Here is an 18,934-nt window from a genome sequence, read left to right as displayed (position 1 = left end):
CCACGGAGCCCTCGACCTCACCGACCACCACCCGCACCACACCACCGCACAGACCCCCGGAGGAATCGGTCACCCGCCGACCCTCGCACCACGAAGGAGAAACACATGATTGCAAAGAAGCTGCATGTGCCACTGGCACTCGCCACGACGGCCCTCGCCGTCGGAGCTCTCGCCGGTTGCTCGAGCGGAAGCGACGGAGGCGACGGAGACGCCGCGTCCGGCACCTACACCTGGTGGGACCCGTACCCCCAGCACGAGGAGGGCTCCGACTGGGCCAACCGCGTGCAGGCGTGCGGCGACGACGCGGGCGTGACGATCGAGCGCACCGCCTACGACACCACGGCGCTCACCAACCAGGCGCTCCTCGCCGCGCAGGAGAACAACTCCCCCGACGTGATCCTGCTCGACAACCCGGCCGTCTCGACCCTCGCTGAGACCGGCATGGTCTCGACGGTCGACGAACTCGGCCTCGACGTGTCCGCCGTGGACGAGAACCTCCTCGCCGCCGGCGAGCTCGACGGCGAGACCTACGGCATCCCCGTGGGCGCGAACACCCTCGCGCTCTACTACAACGAGGACATCCTCACCGAGGCCGGCGTCGATCCCGCGTCGATCACCGACTGGGAGAGCATGGACGCCGCCCTCGCCGCCATCAGCGGTACGGGCAAGAACGGCATCACGTTCTCGGCCCTCAACACCGAGGAGGGCTCCTTCCAGTTCCTCCCGTGGTTCTGGGGCGCGGGTGCCGAGCTCAGCGAGTTGAACTCCCCCGAGGCCGTCGAGGCGCTCGAGCTGTGGAAGGGCTGGCTCGATGCCGGCTACGCCCCCAACTCGGTGATCACGAACTCGCAGAACACCGTCTGGGAGGAATTCCTCACCGGCGAGTTCGCTTTCGCGGAGAACGGCACGTGGCAGGTCAACAGCGCCGCGGAGGCCGACTTCCCCACCGGCGTGATCACGCTGCCGGCCAAGGACGGCGGAGCGGCTCCGGCCCCTACCGGCGGTGAGTTCATCATCGCGCCCGTGCAGTCGGACACCGAGCGCTACGACGTCACGGTCCAGATCATCGAGTGCATGACGACGCCGGAGGGCTTCGTGGAGACCGCGAACACGTTCGCGTACTACATCCCGCCGACCGCCGACGGCCAGGAGGCGCTCCTCGAGGAGAACCCCGACCTCGACACGTGGGTCGAGGCCGTCCAGGCGGCCAAGGGCCGCACGAGCGACAACCTCGGCACCGACTACCCGGTGATCTCCGAGCAGCTGTGGACCGCGGTCCAGAGCGCGCTGTCGGGAGTCGAAGACCCCCAGGCCGCGCTCGACGCCGCCCAGGAGGCCGCGGCCGCCGAGACCGGCGGCGAGTAGCCCGCCACCAGGCCCCCGGGGCGGGAGCCGCCGCTCCCGCCCCGGGCCCACCCGGGCCGGCGCCGCTCGAGCGCGCCAGCCCCCATCGACTGACCCGACAGGACCGAAGGCATCATGACCTCCTCACTCACACGGCGTCCGGCGCCGGGCACCGACACCGTCTCGGTGACCGTGCCCGATCCGCGGAAGCGCAGGCCCTCGCGCCTCCTCGGCTCGAAGTGGGTCGCCTTCGCCTTCGCCGCGCCGCTCATCGCCTACCTGCTCGTGTTCTACGCGTTCCCGCTCATCCGCAGCATCGACCTCAGCGTGCACGACTACACGATCCGCGCGTTCGTCCAGGGGAACGCCGAATTCGTCGGCTTCGAGAACTACGCCGCGGTCCTCAGCAGCCCCCTCTTCGGGCAGGCGCTGCTCAACACGACCCTGTTCGTCGCATTCTCCCTCGTCTTCCAGTACGCGCTGGGGCTCGCCCTCGCCGTGTTCTTCCGCAACAATTTCCCGCTCTCCGGGCTCCTGCGCGGGCTCTTCCTCGTGCCGTGGTTGCTGCCCCTCATCGTCTCGGCCTCCGTCTGGTCGTGGATGCTCAACAGCGACAGCGGAATCGTCAACTCCGTGATCGTGGCCTTCGGCGGCGAGCAGATCAACTGGCTGACCTCGCCCGAGACGGCGCTCACCTCCGTGATCATCGCGAACATCTGGCTCGGCATCCCCTTCAACCTCGTGATCCTCTATTCGGGACTGCAGAACATCCCCATCGACGTCTACGAGGCCGCCTCGCTCGACGGAGCCGGAGCGTGGAAGCAGTTCTGGAGCATCACGTTCCCGCTGCTCAAGCCCGTGTCGGCCATCACGCTGCTGCTCGGCCTCGTGTACACCCTCAAGGTCGTCGACATCATCTGGATCATGACGGCGGGAGGCCCGGCGAACTCGTCGACGACGCTCGCCATCTGGTCGTACCGCGAGGCCTTCGGCACGGGGCAGCCGGACCTCTCCCCCGCTGCGGCCGTCGGCAACCTGCTCATCGTGATCGCCCTGATCTTCGGCTTCTTCTACCTCCGCATCCAGCGCCGGGAGGCGACCTCATGACCGCACGTCGCTCGTGGTGGAAGCTCGCCCTCGGCGTGATCTTCACCGCGCTCATGCTCTTCCCCGTCTACTGGATGGTGAACGTGTCGCTCACGCGCACACAGGACCTCCGCTTGAGCCCGCCGAACATCTTCCCCGTGAACCCCACGTTCGAGGGCTTCGAGGCGGTCATGCGCCAGCAGCTGCCGAACCTCGGGACGAGCCTGCTCATCGGGCTCGGCTGCGTCGTGCTCACGGTGGTCATCGCGGCGCCGGCCGCGTACGCGATCGCGCTCCTCAACCTGCGGGGCGGCCGCACGCTCAATTTCATCCTGCTCGTGGCCCAGATGATCCCCGCCGTCGTCATGGCGATGGGCTTCTACGCCATCTACGTGCGCCTCGGCCTGCTCAACAGCGTGTGGGGGCTCATCCTCGCGGACTCGACGATCGCGATCCCGTTCGGCGTGCTCCTCTTCACCGCCTTCATGAGCGGGCTGCCGCGCGAGCTGCTGCAGGCCGCGAAGGTCGACGGCGCGAACGCCTGGCGCACGTTCATCTCGATCGTGCTGCCGATGAGCCGCAACTCGGTGCTCACCGTCTCGCTCTTCGCCTTCCTGTGGGCGTGGTCCGACTTCATCTTCGCCTCGACGCTCGCCCGCAACAGCGAGCTGCGGCCCGTGACCCTCGGCATCTACGCCTACATCGGCAACAACACCACCCAGTGGAACGCGATCATGGCGACCGCCGTGGTGGCCTCCATCCCCGCGGCCATCCTCCTCGTGGTGGCCCAGCGATACGTCGCCGCCGGTGTCACCGCCGGCGCTGTGAAGGACTGATCCGTGACCTCGACCTCCCCCCTCACACGCACGCCTCCCTCGACGCCCGCGTCCGCGGCCGTCCCGGTCGATCCGGCGCGCTCCGATCGCCGCGGCGCCGGGGTCGACGATGTGCGGCTCTCCCCCACCGGATTCTGGGGCCGACGCCAGCTCGTCAACGGCGAGGCCACGATCGCGCACTGCCTCGACTGGATCGAGCGGCTCGACTGGCTCGAGAACATCGACCGGGTGGCGCGCCGCGAGACCACCGTCGAGCGGGCGGGTTGGCAGTTCTCCGACTCCGAGATCTACAAGCTCCTCGAGGCGATGGCCTGGGAGCTCGGACGCCGCGACGACCCGGCGCTCGAGGCGACCTTCGCCTCCGTCGTGGGGCGCGTCGCCGCCGCCCAGGACGACGACGGCTACCTCGGCACGGCGTTCGGACACCCCGGGCTGCCCGAGCGGTACAGCGATCTCGGGATGGGGCACGAGCTCTACAACCTGGGCCACCTGCTTCAGGCCGCCGTCGCTCGCGTGCGTACCCGCGGCGAGGACGCCCTCGTGGAGGTCGCCCGCCGGGCCGCCGACCACGTGTGCCGCGAGTTCGGCGCGGACGGTCGCGACGGCATCTGCGGGCACCCCGAGATCGAGGTGGGGCTCGCCGAGTTCGGACGTGCCCTCGGCGAACCGCGCTACGTCGAGCAGGCCCGCCTGTTCGTCGACCGGCGCGGCCACGGCTCCCTCCCGGTGCCGCCGCTGCAGTCGGCCGAGTACTTCCAGGACGACACGCCCGTGTTGGACGCCGAGGCGCTCCGCGGCCACGCCGTGCGCGCCCTCTACCTGTCCGCCGGCGCGGTCGACGTCGCGGTCGACGGCGGCGACGACGCTCTCCTCGAGGCGCTCCGCCGGCAGTGGGACCACACCGTGGAGCGCCGCACCTACCTCACGGGCGGCATGGGCTCACGCCACCAGGACGAGGGCTTCGGCGAGGACTTCGAGCTGCCCGCCGACCGCGGCTACTGCGAGACGTGCGCGGGTGTGGGCTCCGTCATGTTCTCCTGGCGGCTGTACCTCGCGACGGGGGAGGTCCGCTACGTCGACCTCATCGAGCGCACCCTCTTCAACGTCGTGGCGACGTCGCCGGCGTCCGACGGTCGCTCCTTCTTCTACGCCAACCCGCTGCACCAGCGGGAGGCGGGAGCCGAGTCGACCGATGGCGTGAACACGCGCGCCGAGGGAGGCACGCGCGCGCCCTGGTTCGAGGTGTCGTGCTGCCCGACGAACGTCGCGCGCACCCTCGCCTCGCTCCCCGCGTACGTCGCCGCGCTCGACGGCGACACCGCGGTCCTCCTCCAGTACGCGGACGGTCGGGTCCACATCGGCGACGTGCTGCTCGACGTGCAGACCCGCTACCCGGACGACGGTGTCATCCGCATCGAGATCCTCGACGCTCCGGCCCACGAGTCCACGGTGCGCCTACGCGTTCCCGCCTGGGCGAACGACGCGCACCTCGTCGAACCCGACTCGGACGCCCGACCCGTCGAGCCCGGCTGGGTCGACGTGCGACGCCGCTTCACCGCGGGCGACGTCATCACGCTCGACCTGCGCATCACGCCCCGGTTCACGTTCCCCGACCCGCGTGTCGACGCCGTGCGCGGCACCGTCGCCGTCGAGCGGGGTCCCCTCGTCCTGTGCCTCGAATCGGTGGACCTCCCCGACGGCGTGACGATCGACGACGTCGCCGTCGACACCACCGCGGCTCCGGTCGCGACCATCGACGGCGCGACCGTGTCGGGCGTCGTCGTCACCTCCGGCGAGCGGGCACCGGGTGCACTGCCCTACGGCGCGAACGCTGAGACCCCCACCCCCACGAGCGATCTCGACATCGCGCTCGTCCCCTACCACCGCTGGGCCGAACGTGGCCCGGCGACCATGCGTGTGTTCATCCCGACGGCGGACGGGCGGAACACCACGGCGGCCACCGACGGGCGGTAGCCGCAGCACCACACCGGCCCTGGGCCGTAACGATGAAACAGAGAGGTTTCACACCATGCGCGATGCACCATCGCACACCGGCGTCCGCCGACGCGTCGCCGCCTTCTCCACCGCTGTCGCGGTCGGAGCGGGCATCGTCGCCGGCGGAGCAGCCAGTCCGGCAGCGGCGGCGGTCCCCGCCCCCGATCTGCGCTACTCCATGGACGACGTCACCGGTACGACCGTGCCGGACTCCTCGGGCAACGGCCTCGACGGCACGATCAGCGGCAGCACCGCCCTGGTCGACTCCGACGAGAGCACGGCCCTCGACCTCACGGGCGGACACGTCGTGCTCCCCCGCGACATCCTCGACGGGGCGACCGACCTCACGGTCGCGACGCGCGTCCGCTGGGACGGCGGAGCCTCGTGGCAGTGGCTCTTCGGCCTCGGCTCGGACAACTCGCGCTACCTCTTCACCTCGCCATCGAGCGGTGACGGGAAGCTGCGCACCGCCATCACGCGCGCCGGCGGAGGCTCGAACGAGCAGACCGTCACCGGCAGCGGGCCGCTCAAGACGGGCGAGTGGATCGACCTCACGGTGACCCTCGACACGGCCGGCGACCGCCTCGTCACGTACATCGACGGCGCCGCCGTCTCGAGCGTCGCGACCGACGTCACGGCCGGCGAGCTCCTGACGGACGCGGCGACCGGCGGCGGCTTCATCGGCAAGTCCTTCTACCCCGACCCCGCCTTCGACGGCGCGATCGACGACTTCCAGGTGTTCCGCTCGGCGCTCACAGCCGAACAGGTCCTCGAGCTCTCGGGTGCCGAGGCCCCGACGCTCGAGTCGATCACGGAGACGAGCTTCGAGGTGCGCACGCGCGTGAACGAGGCCCCCGTGCTGCCCGAGGTCGTGCGGGGCGCATACTCCGACGGCGTCGAGCGCGACGTCCCGATCACGTGGGACGAGGTCCCGGCCGACTCCTACGCGCAGTCGGGCGTCTTCACCGTCGCCGGCCGCGCCGCCGACGTGGACGTGACCGCCGAGGTCACCGTCAACCGCGGAGAGGTCCGCATCGACATGGCCGAGAACACCGGCGACGTCTACGGCGGAGCCTCCGGCGTGCTCTACGGCCTGTACGGCGACGGCATGCCCACGTCGAACCTCGTCGAGGGCATGGACGTGCGGACCGTCGCGACGAAGGCGCAGGACGGCGGCCAGCACCCCGGCTCCGACGCGCTCGAGATCCTCCCGACGCTCACCGCGACCGGCGGCGACGTGTACCTCCGCATCACCGACTACTACCGCGGTTTCCCCTACCAGTGGCCGGGCGACACCCCCGAGGAGAAGCTCGCCGACTACCGCGCGGTGCTCGACGAGCAGCTCGCGATGATCGAGACGATCCCCGCGGAGCAGCGCGAGCACCTCGTGATCGAGCCGTTCAACGAGCCCGAGGGCAACATGTTCGGCACCGGCGAGTGGAGCCTCGACGGCACGTCCTGGCTCGAGGACCCGACGGACTACTTCGCCGCCTGGGACAGCACGTACGAGCGCATCAAGGAGGTCTTCCCCGACATGCGCATCGCCGGCCCCGGCACGAGCATCCTGTACTCGCAGCTGCAGGGCTACCTCGACCACGTCATCGAGGCCGACACGGTCCCCGACATCATCACGTGGCACGAGCTGAGCGATCCCGCGTCCATCCGGACCTCGGTCGACCGCTATCGCGGCTGGGAGGCGACGGCGTTCGAGGGCACGTCCTTCGAAGGCACCGAGCTGCCCATCAACATCAACGAGTACGCCTTCAACTACCACACCTCCGTGCCCGGCCAGATGATCCAATGGATCTCGGCGATCGAGGAGACGAAGATCGACGCGATGATCGCGTTCTGGAACATCAACGGCAACCTCGCCGACTCGGCGGTGCAGCAGAACCGCGCCAACGGTCAGTGGTGGCTCTACAACTCCTACGCGCAGATGTCGGGCCACACGGTGGAGCTCACCGCTCCGTCGCCCGGCGAGAGCTACACACTCCAGGGCGTGTCGTCCCTCGACGAGGAGAAGGAGATCTCGCGCACGATCATCGGCGGGGCCGACGGCGCCGCTCCCGTGGACCTCGTGAACATTCCGTCCGACGTCTTCGGCGACACTGCTCGCGTGCAGGTGCGGGAGATCCCGTGGACGGGCCAGCTCGGCGACTCCGAGCAGCCCATCGTGCTCTCCGACCGCGTCGTGGACGTCGCCTCCGGCGCCCTCACGGTCGACTTCGGATCGGACGGACTGCCCGCCCTCACCGAGTCGAGCGCCTACGAGATCCTCATCAGCCCGGGCGACGGAGCCGAGGCGACGGCAGCGACCCCCGCATGGAACGCCTCGTTCGAGGCGGAGGACGCCGCGTACACCGGTTCCGGTTACACGCGGAACGGCCCCGAGGGTTCGCCGAACGACGTGAGCAAGTTCTACACGTCCGGCGGCTACAACGTGGGCGGTCTGCGCACGGGCTCGAACGGCGAGCTCGCCTTCACGGTGGACGTGCCGGAGACCGGTGCGTACGATCTGAGCGTCTTCGCGAACAGCCTCAACACGTACGAGGCGATCGAGGAGAACGGTCCGACGAACGTCTTCATGACCGTGGACGGCGGGGCCGAGCAGGAGCTGTTCCTGCCGCTCGCCTACAAGTGGGTGGTCTGGGACCACGCGGACACGACCGTGCAGCTGGAGGCAGGTCGCCACACGATCACGCTCGCGGCCACGAGCCTCGACGGATCGCGGACCACGCAGGGTGACGCGCTCATCGACCGCATCACCCTCGAGCGCTCCGCGCCCGACGACGCCGTGACGGACTACGAGGCGGAGTACGCCGACCACACGGGCACCCCCACCGCCACGGGCGTCGACCTCGCCGCCGACCAGTCCGCGACCTTCTGGGTCTACGGCGCGGCAGACGCGGAGGCCACCCTCGAGGTTCTCGGCTCCGGCACCGGCACCGTCGCGGTCAACGACGAGGCCGTGCTCGACCTCGACGCAGCCACCGAGGTGGCCGTGCATCTGGAGGGCGGCGTCAACAAGATCGTCGTCTCGGGAGAGGCCGAGATCGACCTCCTGCGGGTGGCCGCATCGCAGGAGAAGCTCGCCGTCACCGAGTACCAGGCGGAGGATGCGGAGCTCTCGGGCACCGCGGCGCCCGTCGACCTCGGCCTGGCCGAGGGCGGCCTCGCCGTCGACGGCATCGGCGGCGACCCGGGCAATGACAACGCCGCGACCTTCACGGTCGAGGCCGCGTCGGCGGGGAAGCACGCGGTCGTCGTGCGCTTCTCCAACCCGGAGCAGGTGCCCGCGACGCACTACAACCCGAACCCGATGGCCCGTCACGCCGACATCAGCGTGAACGGCGGTGCCGCGGAGCGGGTGCTGTTCGTGCCCACGTTCCACGAGAACAACTTCTGGGAGCGCACCCTGGTGTTCGACCTGGAGGAGGGAGAGAACACGATCCGGTTCTCGGCCGAGGAGCAGCCGAACTTCGACGGCGTGACGTACGCCCAGGAGAACTTCCCCGGCATCCCGCTCCGCGCCGACACGGCACCGATCCTCGACCGCATCAGCGTCTCCGCGCTCGCGGCGGCGATCGACGACTCCGTGGTCGTGCCGCCGACCGAGCCCGAGCCGGAGACGCCCGGCACGCCGGGCGGCGGGGGCGACCCCGAAGCGCCGTCCGACGGCGACAACGGTTCCGGTGACGGCAACGGCTCCGGCGGCGCGGACGCCGATGGGACGGACGACGATCTGGCCGCGACCGGTTCGTCCCCGCTCGGCGCGATCCTCACGGCACTCGCACTCCTGCTCGTGGGAGCACTCGCCGTCCTGCGGCGCCGACACCGCACGGCCAACCGGTGACAACCCGGTCCGGCGGTACCCGGCCCTCACAGCCGGGTACCGTCGGACCGTTCCTTCCCCTTTTCGAAAGGTCCCCGTGTCCTCGTCCTCCCTCCCCGCGTTCGACATCGACGACATCCCCTTCAGCCGCCGCGGTTCGTGGCTGAACCTGTCCCGAGTGGTCGCGCTGCACACGCGCGCGGAGGACATCCACCTCGTGTCCCACACCACGGGCATGCACGCGATCCTGCGGCTCATCCCCACGCGCGGCGGCGATCCGGTCGCCGCCACGGTGACGGCGGATCCGTCCGTGCTCACCTGGCTCGAGGACGGGCACCCCGTGATGCGCGCGGCCTTCGCGCCCGATCACGTCGTGCGCCTCTCGGGCCGCGACGTGGAGCTGCGGCTCGAGGACGCCGCCGGCGGGCTCACCCCGTTCAGCGGCGCCTATCTCTTCACCGATCCGATGGACGGGTCGCTCGTCTTCACCTCGTACGAGACCGGGCGGCGGTACCGCATCACGACGCTGCGCGGCTCCGCCGTCGCGACGGGAGCCGGGGCGCTCGGCGCGCACGACCGTTCGGTCACCGTCTCGGCTGGTGCCGATGCAGCGGACGACGGCTGGGAGGTGGCGATCGAGGAGCTGGATACCGCGCGCCCTCCGTATGCCTCGTCCGCTTCCTCCGCACTGTCCTTCGACGAGATCGTCGCGGGGAGCGCCGCAGATCTGTCCGCCTTCGTCGATGCGATCGCCCCGTGGCGCGACGACTCGGTGCCCGCGACGACGCTCGCCGCCTACGTGCTCTGGTCGGCGACGGTGTCGCCCTCCGGATTCCTCGGCCGCGAATCCGTGCTCATGTCGAAGCACTGGATGGACAAGGTGTGGAGCTGGGACCACGCCTTCAACGCGCTCGCCCTCGCCCCGGGGTTGCCCGAGCTCGCCCTCGATCAGTTCCTCGCTCCGTTCGACCACCAGGAGTCGAGCGGCGCCCTGCCCGATTCGATCACCCAGTCCGAGGTGCTGTACAACTTCGTGAAGCCGCCGATCCACGGGTGGGCGTTCCGCGAACTGCGGTCACGCCTCGCCCGCCCCCTCGTCCGTGCCGAACTCGTCGAGGCCTACGGACGGCTCGCCGCGTGGACCGGCTTCTGGCTCGAGCGCCGCACAGCCCCCGGCAGCGACCTCCCGCACTACCAGCACGGCAACGACAGCGGCTGGGACAACGCCACCACGTTCGATCGGGACCGCGTGATCGAGTCCCCCGACCTCGCGATCTTCCTCGCCGTGCAGCTCGACGTGCTCGCGGACCTCGCCGACGAGCTCGGCCTCGACGGCGCAGACGCATGGCTGGAGCACCGCACCCGCATCGTCTCAGCCGCCCTCGAGCGACTGAGCGACGGCGGCAGATTCTTCGCCGTCGGTGCGCTCACGGGTGAACGCAGCTCGGCCCGCAGCCTCCTCACGCTTCTGCCGGTCCTCGGCGGAACGCTGCTGCCGCTCTCGCAGCTCTGGGCGCTCACCGATGGCATCCGCGAGCACCTCACCGAGTGGGGCCTCGCGACGGAACCCGTCGACAGCCCGGAGTACGAGAGCGACGGCTATTGGCGCGGTCCGATCTGGGCGCCGTCGACCCTCCTGATCGAGCAGGGCCTACGGAGCGTGAACGAGACGGCGCTCGCGGACCAGGTGGCCGACCGCTTCCTCGCGCTCTGCGAGCGCTCGGGCTTCGCCGAGAACTTCGACGCCGTCACCGGCGAAGGCCTCCGCGACCGCGCCTACACGTGGACGGCGAGCGTGTACCTGATCCTCGCCCGCGACCGCACGGCCCGCCGCTCCGCCTGACCCCACCTCCACCTCTCGTGAGGTGTCGGAATCTGTTGCATCAGCCACCTTCCAAACAACAGATTGCGACACCTCACGGAGGATGATGGCGTGCTGTCATCCCCCTTGCGGGCGTCCTCGCAGCGAGGGACGATCGTCGTACCGGCAGATCGGCGTGCGGCCGGGAGGAGGGGTGACATGTCGAAGTTCCGGCCCCGAGACGAGTACGAGGCGCTCGTCTACGTGATCGAGTTCCTGGCCCGACGCCACCCGGCGATCGATGAGGACGTCATCGTCGGGATCGTGGCCGAGGAGCTGGAGCGGACGAGCAGCGTCACCGTGCGCAGCTACATCCCGGAGCTCGTCGAGCGCAACACACGCCGCCGCCTCCGCGATTCCGTGACGCCGACCGCTCACTGAGCCACGCGTTCGCTGAGCCGCACAATCGCTGAGCCAGTCGAAGCGCCCCGAGTCCTTCGAGACACGACCCCTTTTGACACGTCGACAGCCTCGGTGCGGGCGAATTCCCGGATCGTCGACGAAATGGTCCCGATCATGGACGAACGGGGTGAGTGAGTGTACAGTCACTCATATGTCTCCACGCAGCTCGATCCTCTCCACGGCGGACGCACGCCGGCCTCTCGTGGCCGCGAGCGCCGTGACAGCGTTCGCCCGCGGCGGGTACCACGGCACGACCATCGCCGTTGTCGCCCGCGATTCCGGCATCTCACCCGCGTACGTCTCGAAGCTCTTCCCCACGAAGGAGCGACTCTTCGTCGCCGCTCTCGAGGAGTGCATGACGCGCGTCGTCGAGGCGCTGGAGCGCGGGGCGGACGCAGCGTCGAGCCAGGACCCGGATGTCGTCCTCGACGCGATGGGTGACGCATACGCCCACCTCATCGCCGACCGCGCCCTCCTGATGCTGCAGGTCCACGCACAGTCCGTCGCCGACGTGCCCGAGATCGGAGCAGCCCTGCGCGCCGGCCTGGAGAGCGTCACCACGTTCGCCAAGAGCCGCTCCGGCGCGAGCGACGCCGCCGTGCAGCGCTTCATGGCATACGGCCAGCTGTGTCACCTCATCGTCACCGCGGGGATCGAGCAGATCCCCGCGCACTGGGCCACCCTCCTCTCGGACGGCATCACCCACCCCGGCTGATGCACGTCGCGCGCGCACCTGGATTTTCACGTCATCAAGAGTGAGTGACCATTCACTCTCTCAGCCTGATCGAAAGGACATCATCATGAGCACGACCACCACCACCACCACTCGCACCGAGGAGGCTTCGCCCACGCGGAGCGCCCGGCGCTGGCTCGCCCTCGGCATCCTCGCCCTCGCGCAGTTCCTCGTCGTGCTCGACGCCTCCATCGTCAACATCACCCTGCCCTCCCTGGGATCACAGCTCGCGATGGACACCGCGACCCTCGCGTGGGTCATCACCGCCTACGTCCTGCCGTTCGGTGGCTTTCTCCTCCTCGGGGGCAGGCTCGCCGACCGCTACGGTCATCGTCGGCTGTTCCTCCTCGGCACCGTCGGCTTCGTCGCTGCGTCCGCCGTTGCCGGACTCTCGTCGAGCAGCGGAATGCTCCTGGGCGCCCGGGCTTTCCAGGGCGCGTCGGCGGCACTCCTCGCACCCGCCGCCCTGGCCCTCGTCACCCAGCTCTTCCCCTCCACCTCCGATCGCACGAAGGCCCTCGGCATCTGGGGCGCCGTTGCAGGTATCGGATCAGCGGCCGGCGTCCTCCTCGGGGGCGTGCTCACCGCCGCCATCGGGTGGCAGGCCGTGTTCTTCGTGAACCTGCCCATCGGAGTCATCGTCATCGCGGCCGTCCCCGCGCTCATCACCCGCGACCCGGCGACCACGCATTCCCGCCTGGACTATGCGGGAGCGGCCACCGTCACCGGTGCCCTCGTGGCCGCGGTAGGCGCGCTCAGCGCCGTGGGACAGGTGGGCGCCGCACACCCGCTCACGCTCGGTCTCGTCGCCGCGGCCCTCGTCCTCGGCCTCGCGTTCGTCCTCATCGAGCGCCGGACCGCTGAGCCCCTCGTGCCGCTCGGCGTGTTCCGCAACCGCAACCTGAGCGTCGGCAACATCGTCGTCCTCCTCGTCGGAGCCGCGATGGTCGCCCTCTTCTACGCCTTGTCGGTCTTCATGCAGGCGGTCCTCGGCTACGACGCCCTCACCGCCGGCCTCTCCCAGCTCCCCCTCGCCGGAGCGCTCGTGGTGATCGCTGGACTCGCGCCGAACGTCGTCGGGCTTCTCGGGGCCAGACGGACCCTCGTCGGCTCGCTGCTGATCCTCGCGGGTGGACTCGTGTGGCTCGCCGCCGCACCGAGCGACGCCGTGTTCGCACTCCACCTCCTCGGCCCGAGCCTCCTCATCGGCGTCGGCCTCGGCGGCGCGTTCGTGACCGCGACGCAACTCTCCGTCGACGGCGTCGAGGGCGGTGAGGCCGGACTCGCGGGCGGACTCATGAACACGAGCCAGCAGATCGGCGGCGCGCTCGGACTCGCGGTCCTCGCATCGGTCGCGGCCTCGCGGACCAGCGCGCTCGAGGCCGGCGGTACGTCGACGGCCGCGTCCCTCACCGGCGGGTTCTCGTGGCTCTTCCTCGGGGCGGCCCTCATCGCGCTCGCTGCTGCCGGTGTCGGCAGCCTGAGCCGGCGGCACTCCGCGACCGTGTGACCGTCCCACCCTCTTCCCGATCCACCCCACCACACCCCATCAGAAGGAGAACAACATGACCACCGCACCCACCACTCAGCCCACCCGTCCCCGCACCACTCACCCTCGCCGAACCCCGCTCTTCATCCACATCGCCGCTTGGAGCGTGCCGACGCTCGTCCTGACCCAGTTCTCGATGGTCGCGATCGTGCCCGTCGCGGTCCTCCTGATCGGCTCCGTCGTGAGCCCCCGGGCTCGCGCGCTCCGGTGGTGGGCCGGAGCGCTCGCGGCCGCGTACGCGACACCTCTCGCGATCTGGGCTCTGCGCGAGGACGGAGCGCAGAGCTTGTCGAAGGACATGCACCCCGCGCTCGGTGGGCTCATCGTGGCCGTCTCGGTCGCGTTCCTCATCAGGATCTACACACGACGGAACCGCTGAGCACGGCGATCGCCGTCGAGGAGACCGCTCAGAGACTGCGAGCGAGTCGCCCGGCACACTCCGAACCGCGGTAGTCGTCAGACGCCGCGGTTCGGCGCGTCCATGTCGCCCGTGCGCACCGGGCCGCCCGGTCCGTAGCGGAGGAGTACCGTGCCCTTCTCCGACGCCACGGGCGGCTCGAGGAGCGTGAGGCCGACGGGCACGCCGTCGTCGGGGAAGAGCCGCTTCCCCGACCCGACGACCACGGGATGCACCCAGAGGTTGAGGACGTCGAAGAGACCTTCGCGGACGAGAGTGCGGGAGAAGTCGACGCTCCCGATCACGTGGATGTCCGCGTGACGCTCGCGCAACTCGGCGATGGCCGCCGGGAGGTCGGACCCGAGGAGGTGCGACCCGCGCCAGGGCAGATCGAGGCCGGCCCGCGACGCGACGTACTTGGGGATCGCGTCGAACTTCCGGGCGATCGGCGAATCGACACCGTCGAGCTGGCGGGGCCAGTACGCCGCGAAGATGTCGTAGGTCTTCCGTCCGAGCAGCAGAGCGTCCATCCGCTCGATCCCCTGTCCCACCTGCTCCCCGGCGAGATCGTCGAGCAACGGCGCCTGCCACCCGCCGTACTCGAAGCCACCCTCGCGGTCTTCGTCCGGGCTGCCGGGGGCCTGCGCCACCCCGTCGAGCGTGGTGAAGAGGTCGATGCTGAGGCGGCCGGTCACGACGCCCGCTCCCACCAGTCGAGCACGCGCGTGCCGATGAGCGTCAGCCACTTCGACGGTTCGCCCTCCGGCGCATCGACGTCGAACCAGGTGCGGCCGGCGAGCGGACGTCCCTGCAGCCACGTGCCGTCGGGCTGCCGCGCCGCACGCACGGCGTCGATCGCGTCCGTGAGCCGGTGATCGGGTGGCGATCCGTCCCAGAGGGCCACAGCGCGGAAATGATCGAGCGCCGTGAGCGCGCTGTAGCGGAAACGGTCGGGGTAGGTGAACTCCGTCACGAAGTCACCGACGAGCTCGCCCGTGGACGCGCGATACATCAGTCGCCTCTCGAGAAGGTACTCCTCTCCGCCCTGGCGGGCCTCGCTCACGCTGTCATCGCCCGAGAACCGCTCGTAGGCGAGCAGCCCGCGCACCGCGTTGAGCGTGGAGTGGAAGGAGGATCGCGTGGACAGCGTCTTCCCGTCCGCGCTCTGGCCCTCGTCCTCCGCCGCGCAGTTCCAGCCGCCGTCCTCGAGCCGGTGCTCGCGGAACCACGAGGCGAGCGACGAGACGTCGACCCCGAGCCAGGCGCCGGTCGCGAGCGTGAAGGAGTTGATGCACACGTCCACCTCGCCACCCCAATACGGCAGGTCCTCGTAGTCCCAGCGACTGTTCGCTGCAAGGCGTTCGGCGGTGTCGCCGAGCGCGGACGCCTCGACACCCCAGTCGCGGAGGTCCTTGAGCACCCACGTCGTGGCCGTCCAGGGTTGGCCCGGACCCTTCGCCTCGTCGCTGTCCCAGAAGCCGGCCGGAACGTAGGAGCCCCCGGCCCACTGCCCGTCCGGGTCCTGCGTGGAGAGGAGCTCCGCGCCGAACCCCTCGGTCGTCACGCGCTCCCGCGTGGCCTCCCATGCGCGGGGCGGAGCGCCCACGAGGTCGCGCTCCACCTGCCAGCGGAGGGCGGGGTCGGAGTCGAGCAGCCAGTCGAGCACACGTGGATCGATCGTCATGCCCGCACGCTACTCGTGACCACCGACAGGCGGAAGGCGGTCCGTCGAACCAATCACGTCCCGCGTATCCCTACCCTCACGTTAGGGTAGGTTTGAAGTCGACGCCGGGATCGCATCGGATCCTCGAGCCTCACCTCCTCTTCTTCCTCAGCGACTGCGCAACGGGGCGCCGTCCGTCTCGACCCAACCGCCCCGAAGGAGCTTCCTGATGGCAACCATCGAAAAACGCGCGCGCGTGCGCGACCGCTACATCGCCGAACCGTCCGTCATGACGGCTCTCAGAACCCCCCGCATCCTCACCCGCGAGGTCCTCGCCGGACTCGTCGTCGCGATGGCCCCCATCCCCGAGGCCATCGCGTTCTCGATCATCGCGGGCGTCGACCCACGCGTCGGCCTGTTCTCGTCCTTCGTGATGGCCGTGTCCATCGCCTTCCTCGGCGGACGGCCCGCCATGATCACGGCGGCCACGGGAGCCATCGCCCTGGTCATCGCACCCGTCGCCCGCGAGTACGGCCTCGGCTACTTCATCGCCACCGTCATCCTCGGCGGCGTCTTCCAGCTCGTGCTCGGCGCGATCGGCGTCGCGAAGCTCATGCGTTTCATCTCCCGCAGCGTCATGGTGGGCTTCGTCAACGCCCTCGCGATCCTCATCTTCACCTCGCAGTTCCCGCACCTCATCGGCGTGCCGTGGCTCGTCTATCCGCTCGTGGCCGTGGGCATCGCGATCATGGTCGTGATGCCGCGGATCACGAAGATCGTCCCGGCGCCGCTCGTCGCGATCGTGCTCCTCACCGTCGCCGTCGTCGTGATGGCGATCGACGTGCCGAATCTGGGCGACGAGGGCGAGCTGCCGCGCAGCCTCCCGGAGCTGTTCTTCCCCGACGTGCCGCTCACGTGGGAGACGTTCACGATCATCGCCCCGTACGCCGTCGCGATGGCCCTCGTCGGACTCATGGAATCCCTCATGACGGCGAAGCTCGTCGACGACATCACCGACACCCGGTCGCGCAAGACGCGCGAGGCGCTGGGGCAGGGTGCCGCGAATGTTCTCTCCGGGTTCTTCGGAGGCATGGGCGGGTGCGCCATGATCGGCCAGACGATGATCAACGTGAAAGCGTCCGGGGCCCGCACCCGCATCTCCACCTTCCTCGCCGGCGTCTTCGTCCTCGTCCTCGTCGTGGGACTCGGCGATGTCGTCGCGATCATCCCGATGGCCGCTCTCGTGGCTGTGATGGTCATGGTCGCGATCGCCACCTTCGACTGGCACAGCATCCGCCTCAACACCCTCAAGCGAATGCCGCTGAGCGAGACGATCGTCATGGTCGTCACGGTGATCGTCGTGGTCGCCACCCACAACCTCGCGATCGGCGTGATCGTCGGCGTCCTCGCCGCCATGGTCGGCTTCGCGCGCCGCGTCGCGCACTTCGCGACCGTCAAGCGCACCGTCGAGTGGGAGGCCCCGGTCCCCACCGCCTCGTACCGCGTGGTCGGCGAGCTGTTCTTCGCCTCCAGCAACGACCTCACCACGCAGTTCGAATACGCCGACGACCCCGACCGCGTCCTCATCGACATGTCGGGCTCCCACATCTGGGACGCCTCCACGGTCGCGGCGCTCGACGCGATCGTCACGAAGTACGAGCACCACGGCAAGCGCGTGGTCATCGAGGGCATGAACGACGCGAGCACGCTCATGCACTCGCGCCTCGCCGGCCACCTCGGCGGCGGACACTGACCCGGGTCGAGCCTCCCCGCCCCCCATCGACTCATCGACCTCCACCGACCTCCACCGACCGGAACGGTCGGCTCCCTCGCCGACCGTTCCGTGCCCGGGCACTTCCCCGGCATTCTCCCGGGGTTCTACCGGGTACCTGCCGGGTATCTGTCGACGGACTCCGACAGGATCGCATCATGCCTGACTTCAAGCGACTCCTCGGTGCCGCCGCGAAAGCGCTCGGCGATTCCTCGTCCTCCTCCGGTTCGCCGCAGAACCGGCAGGGTGGCTCATCGACCGACTGGAAGAACATCGTCCGCACGGCCGCCGACAAGCTGACGGGCGATGCACAGCCCGGCCAGACCGCGCGCGGTGCCTCGTCGTCCGAGCAGTCGTGGTCCGGCTCGGGCACCGGTGCTCCCGGCTCTGGGACGGCGCCGGGTTACACGGACCGTCGCCCCGGCGGTGGCTCCTCAGCACAGGCGACCGAGGCCGACCGGATCGCGCTCGGGAAGTACGACTACCTCCTCCGCACCGCGCCTCCCGGGCAGCTCGAGCAGGTGCACCACGACGCCTTCGAACGCCTCACCCCCGCGCAGCGGGAGCAGCTCCAGGCCCGACTGACCGAGGAGCTGCCGGCCCACGAGCACCCGCGCACGGCCACTCCCCACGATCTGGCGCTCGCGGCGACCCGCGGCGAGACCGCCCAGCCCGGCCTCATGAAGCGCGTCTTCGACGCCGGTCGGTCGCGCGGCGGTCGTCGGCGCGGCGCCGGGATCGGCGGTGTCGCGGCCGGCGCGGCGGCGGGAGCCGGCGTCGCGGCCCTCGGCGGCGTGGCGCTCGCGGTGGCGGGCGGCGCGGTCGCGAGCAGCGTGGCCGGCCCACTCCTCTCCGACGCGCTCGCGTCCGGCGTGGACTTCAGCGGACTCGCCGACGGCTTCGGCTTCGAGGGACTGAGCGGCGTCACGGACGGCATCGACGGTCTCGCCCAGAGCGGCGAGGATTTCGTCGGCGGCATCGGCGAGCAGTTCGGCGACGCCGCCCAGGGCTTCGAGATCCCCGGCCTCGGCGACCTCTTCGGCCGCTGACCGCCCCCTCCGCGAATCTTCCTCACCCACTCCCTCCCCTCCCCCGCCCGGTCCTCTCTTACCCGCCCCCACGGAGTGGTCGCGAATCGTCGCCTCACACACCCCGAGGAGACACTTCGCGACCACTCCGGAGAGACTCCACCACCAGATGGACGCGAATCGTCGCCTCAGGCACGCCGCAACAACACATCGCGCCCACCCGGTGGACCACCCGCCAGACCCGGCAAACCCGGCCGGCCGCGTCTCGCCATTCCGATCAGCGCGACTCGCGATTCCCGTCAGGTGGACGCGAAACGTCGCCTCACGCACTCCGGAACGACACTTCGCGACCACCCGACAAATCCGTCTCTACGGGGTGGACGCGAAAACGTCGCTTCGCTGAGCCCAAGGCGACGATTCGCGTCCACTCCGTGGGA

Annotated in this window: 14 protein-coding genes; 12 read left to right on the top strand and 2 right to left on the bottom strand. The window is 70.0% G+C overall.

The annotated features are described in order from the left end of the window. Positions 1–105: 105 nt before the first annotated feature. From ELQ94_RS00690 to ELQ94_RS00645, 10 genes are all read left to right on the top strand, one after another. Positions 106–1,365 (top strand): sugar ABC transporter substrate-binding protein, encoded by a 1,260-nt coding sequence (locus ELQ94_RS00690; protein WP_127046184.1) that lies wholly within the window; start codon positions 106–108, stop codon positions 1,363–1,365. A gap of 114 nt (positions 1,366–1,479) precedes the next feature. Further along, positions 1,480–2,451: a carbohydrate ABC transporter permease gene (locus tag ELQ94_RS00685; protein WP_127046182.1), complete on the top strand. Its 972-nt coding sequence runs from the start codon at positions 1,480–1,482 to the stop codon at positions 2,449–2,451. Beyond that, on the top strand, positions 2,448–3,266 hold the full coding sequence (locus ELQ94_RS00680) for a carbohydrate ABC transporter permease (RefSeq protein WP_127046180.1): 819 nt from the start codon (positions 2,448–2,450) through the stop codon (positions 3,264–3,266). Before ELQ94_RS00685 ends, ELQ94_RS00680 begins: the two co-directional genes overlap by 4 nt. Before the next feature lie 3 nt (positions 3,267–3,269). Continuing rightward, positions 3,270–5,240, top strand: a complete 1,971-nt coding sequence (locus ELQ94_RS00675; protein WP_127046178.1) for a glycoside hydrolase family 127 protein — start codon at positions 3,270–3,272, stop codon at positions 5,238–5,240. A 55-nt stretch (positions 5,241–5,295) separates the two neighbouring features. Then, the gene (locus tag ELQ94_RS00670) at positions 5,296–9,114 is read left to right on the top strand and encodes a LamG-like jellyroll fold domain-containing protein (protein ID WP_127046176.1); all 3,819 of its coding nucleotides are present in this window, start codon (positions 5,296–5,298) and stop codon (positions 9,112–9,114) included. A 76-nt stretch (positions 9,115–9,190) separates the two neighbouring features. Beyond that, positions 9,191–10,936: an amylo-alpha-1,6-glucosidase gene (locus tag ELQ94_RS00665; RefSeq protein ID WP_127046174.1), complete on the top strand. Its 1,746-nt coding sequence runs from the start codon at positions 9,191–9,193 to the stop codon at positions 10,934–10,936. A 177-nt stretch (positions 10,937–11,113) separates the two neighbouring features. Beyond that, positions 11,114–11,335: a three-helix bundle dimerization domain-containing protein gene (locus ELQ94_RS00660; RefSeq protein ID WP_127046172.1), complete on the top strand. Its 222-nt coding sequence runs from the start codon at positions 11,114–11,116 to the stop codon at positions 11,333–11,335. A 172-nt stretch (positions 11,336–11,507) separates the two neighbouring features. Beyond that, a complete protein-coding gene (locus tag ELQ94_RS00655) occupies positions 11,508–12,071 on the top strand; it encodes a TetR/AcrR family transcriptional regulator (RefSeq protein WP_127046170.1) in 564 nt (187 codons plus the stop codon). A gap of 85 nt (positions 12,072–12,156) precedes the next feature. Next, complete coding sequence (locus tag ELQ94_RS00650) at positions 12,157–13,599, top strand: MFS transporter (RefSeq protein ID WP_127046168.1); 1,443 nt, start codon at positions 12,157–12,159, stop codon at positions 13,597–13,599. 55 nt (positions 13,600–13,654) lie between these two features. Beyond that, a complete protein-coding gene (locus tag ELQ94_RS00645) occupies positions 13,655–14,017 on the top strand; it encodes a hypothetical protein (RefSeq protein ID WP_127046166.1) in 363 nt (120 codons plus the stop codon). A 77-nt stretch (positions 14,018–14,094) separates the two neighbouring features. Here the strand turns inward: ELQ94_RS00645 and ELQ94_RS00640 are convergent, their stop codons facing one another. Continuing rightward, positions 14,095–14,730 (bottom strand): dihydrofolate reductase family protein, encoded by a 636-nt coding sequence (locus ELQ94_RS00640; RefSeq protein ID WP_127046164.1) that lies wholly within the window; start codon positions 14,728–14,730, stop codon positions 14,095–14,097. Beyond that, entirely contained in the window at positions 14,727–15,719 is a 993-nt protein-coding gene (locus ELQ94_RS00635; protein WP_127046162.1) for a squalene cyclase, read from the bottom strand. Before ELQ94_RS00635 ends, ELQ94_RS00640 begins: the two co-directional genes overlap by 4 nt. A 208-nt stretch (positions 15,720–15,927) precedes the next feature. Here ELQ94_RS00635 and ELQ94_RS00630 point away from each other — a divergent pair, with 208 nt between their 5' ends. Together ELQ94_RS00630 and ELQ94_RS00625 are read left to right on the top strand one after the other, a co-directional pair. Then, the gene (locus ELQ94_RS00630; RefSeq protein ID WP_127046160.1) at positions 15,928–17,451 is read left to right on the top strand and encodes a SulP family inorganic anion transporter; all 1,524 of its coding nucleotides are present in this window, start codon (positions 15,928–15,930) and stop codon (positions 17,449–17,451) included. Between the two features lie 176 nt (positions 17,452–17,627). Then, positions 17,628–18,518 (top strand): hypothetical protein, encoded by an 891-nt coding sequence (locus ELQ94_RS00625; protein WP_127046158.1) that lies wholly within the window; start codon positions 17,628–17,630, stop codon positions 18,516–18,518. Positions 18,519–18,934 lie beyond the last annotated feature (416 nt).

Source organism: Labedella endophytica (assembly GCF_003990045.1).
In the GTDB taxonomy this organism is placed as follows: Bacteria; Actinomycetota; Actinomycetes; order Actinomycetales; family Microbacteriaceae; genus Labedella; species Labedella endophytica.
Note: the sequence above shows the minus strand (reverse complement) of the source record. Positions and strands in the feature narration are given on the sequence as shown.

What these genes read in the sequence shown, in the direction of transcription:
- ELQ94_RS00690 (WP_127046184.1), top strand. Translation starts at nt 106, where the DNA reads ATGATTGCAAAGAAGCTGCATGTGCCACTGGCACTCGCCACGACGGCC.
- ELQ94_RS00685 (WP_127046182.1), top strand. Translation starts at nt 1,480, where the DNA reads ATGACCTCCTCACTCACACGGCGTCCGGCGCCGGGCACCGACACCGTC.
- ELQ94_RS00680 (WP_127046180.1), top strand. Translation starts at nt 2,448, where the DNA reads ATGACCGCACGTCGCTCGTGGTGGAAGCTCGCCCTCGGCGTGATCTTC.
- ELQ94_RS00670 (WP_127046176.1), top strand. Translation starts at nt 5,296, where the DNA reads ATGCGCGATGCACCATCGCACACCGGCGTCCGCCGACGCGTCGCCGCC.
- ELQ94_RS00660 (WP_127046172.1), top strand. Translation starts at nt 11,114, where the DNA reads ATGTCGAAGTTCCGGCCCCGAGACGAGTACGAGGCGCTCGTCTACGTG.
- ELQ94_RS00655 (WP_127046170.1), top strand. Translation starts at nt 11,508, where the DNA reads ATGTCTCCACGCAGCTCGATCCTCTCCACGGCGGACGCACGCCGGCCT.
- ELQ94_RS00650 (WP_127046168.1), top strand. Translation starts at nt 12,157, where the DNA reads ATGAGCACGACCACCACCACCACCACTCGCACCGAGGAGGCTTCGCCC.
- ELQ94_RS00645 (WP_127046166.1), top strand. Translation starts at nt 13,655, where the DNA reads ATGACCACCGCACCCACCACTCAGCCCACCCGTCCCCGCACCACTCAC.
- ELQ94_RS00635 (WP_127046162.1), bottom strand. Translation starts at nt 15,719, where the DNA reads ATGACGATCGATCCACGTGTGCTCGACTGGCTGCTCGACTCCGACCCC.
- ELQ94_RS00630 (WP_127046160.1), top strand. Translation starts at nt 15,928, where the DNA reads ATGGCAACCATCGAAAAACGCGCGCGCGTGCGCGACCGCTACATCGCC.
- ELQ94_RS00625 (WP_127046158.1), top strand. Translation starts at nt 17,628, where the DNA reads ATGCCTGACTTCAAGCGACTCCTCGGTGCCGCCGCGAAAGCGCTCGGC.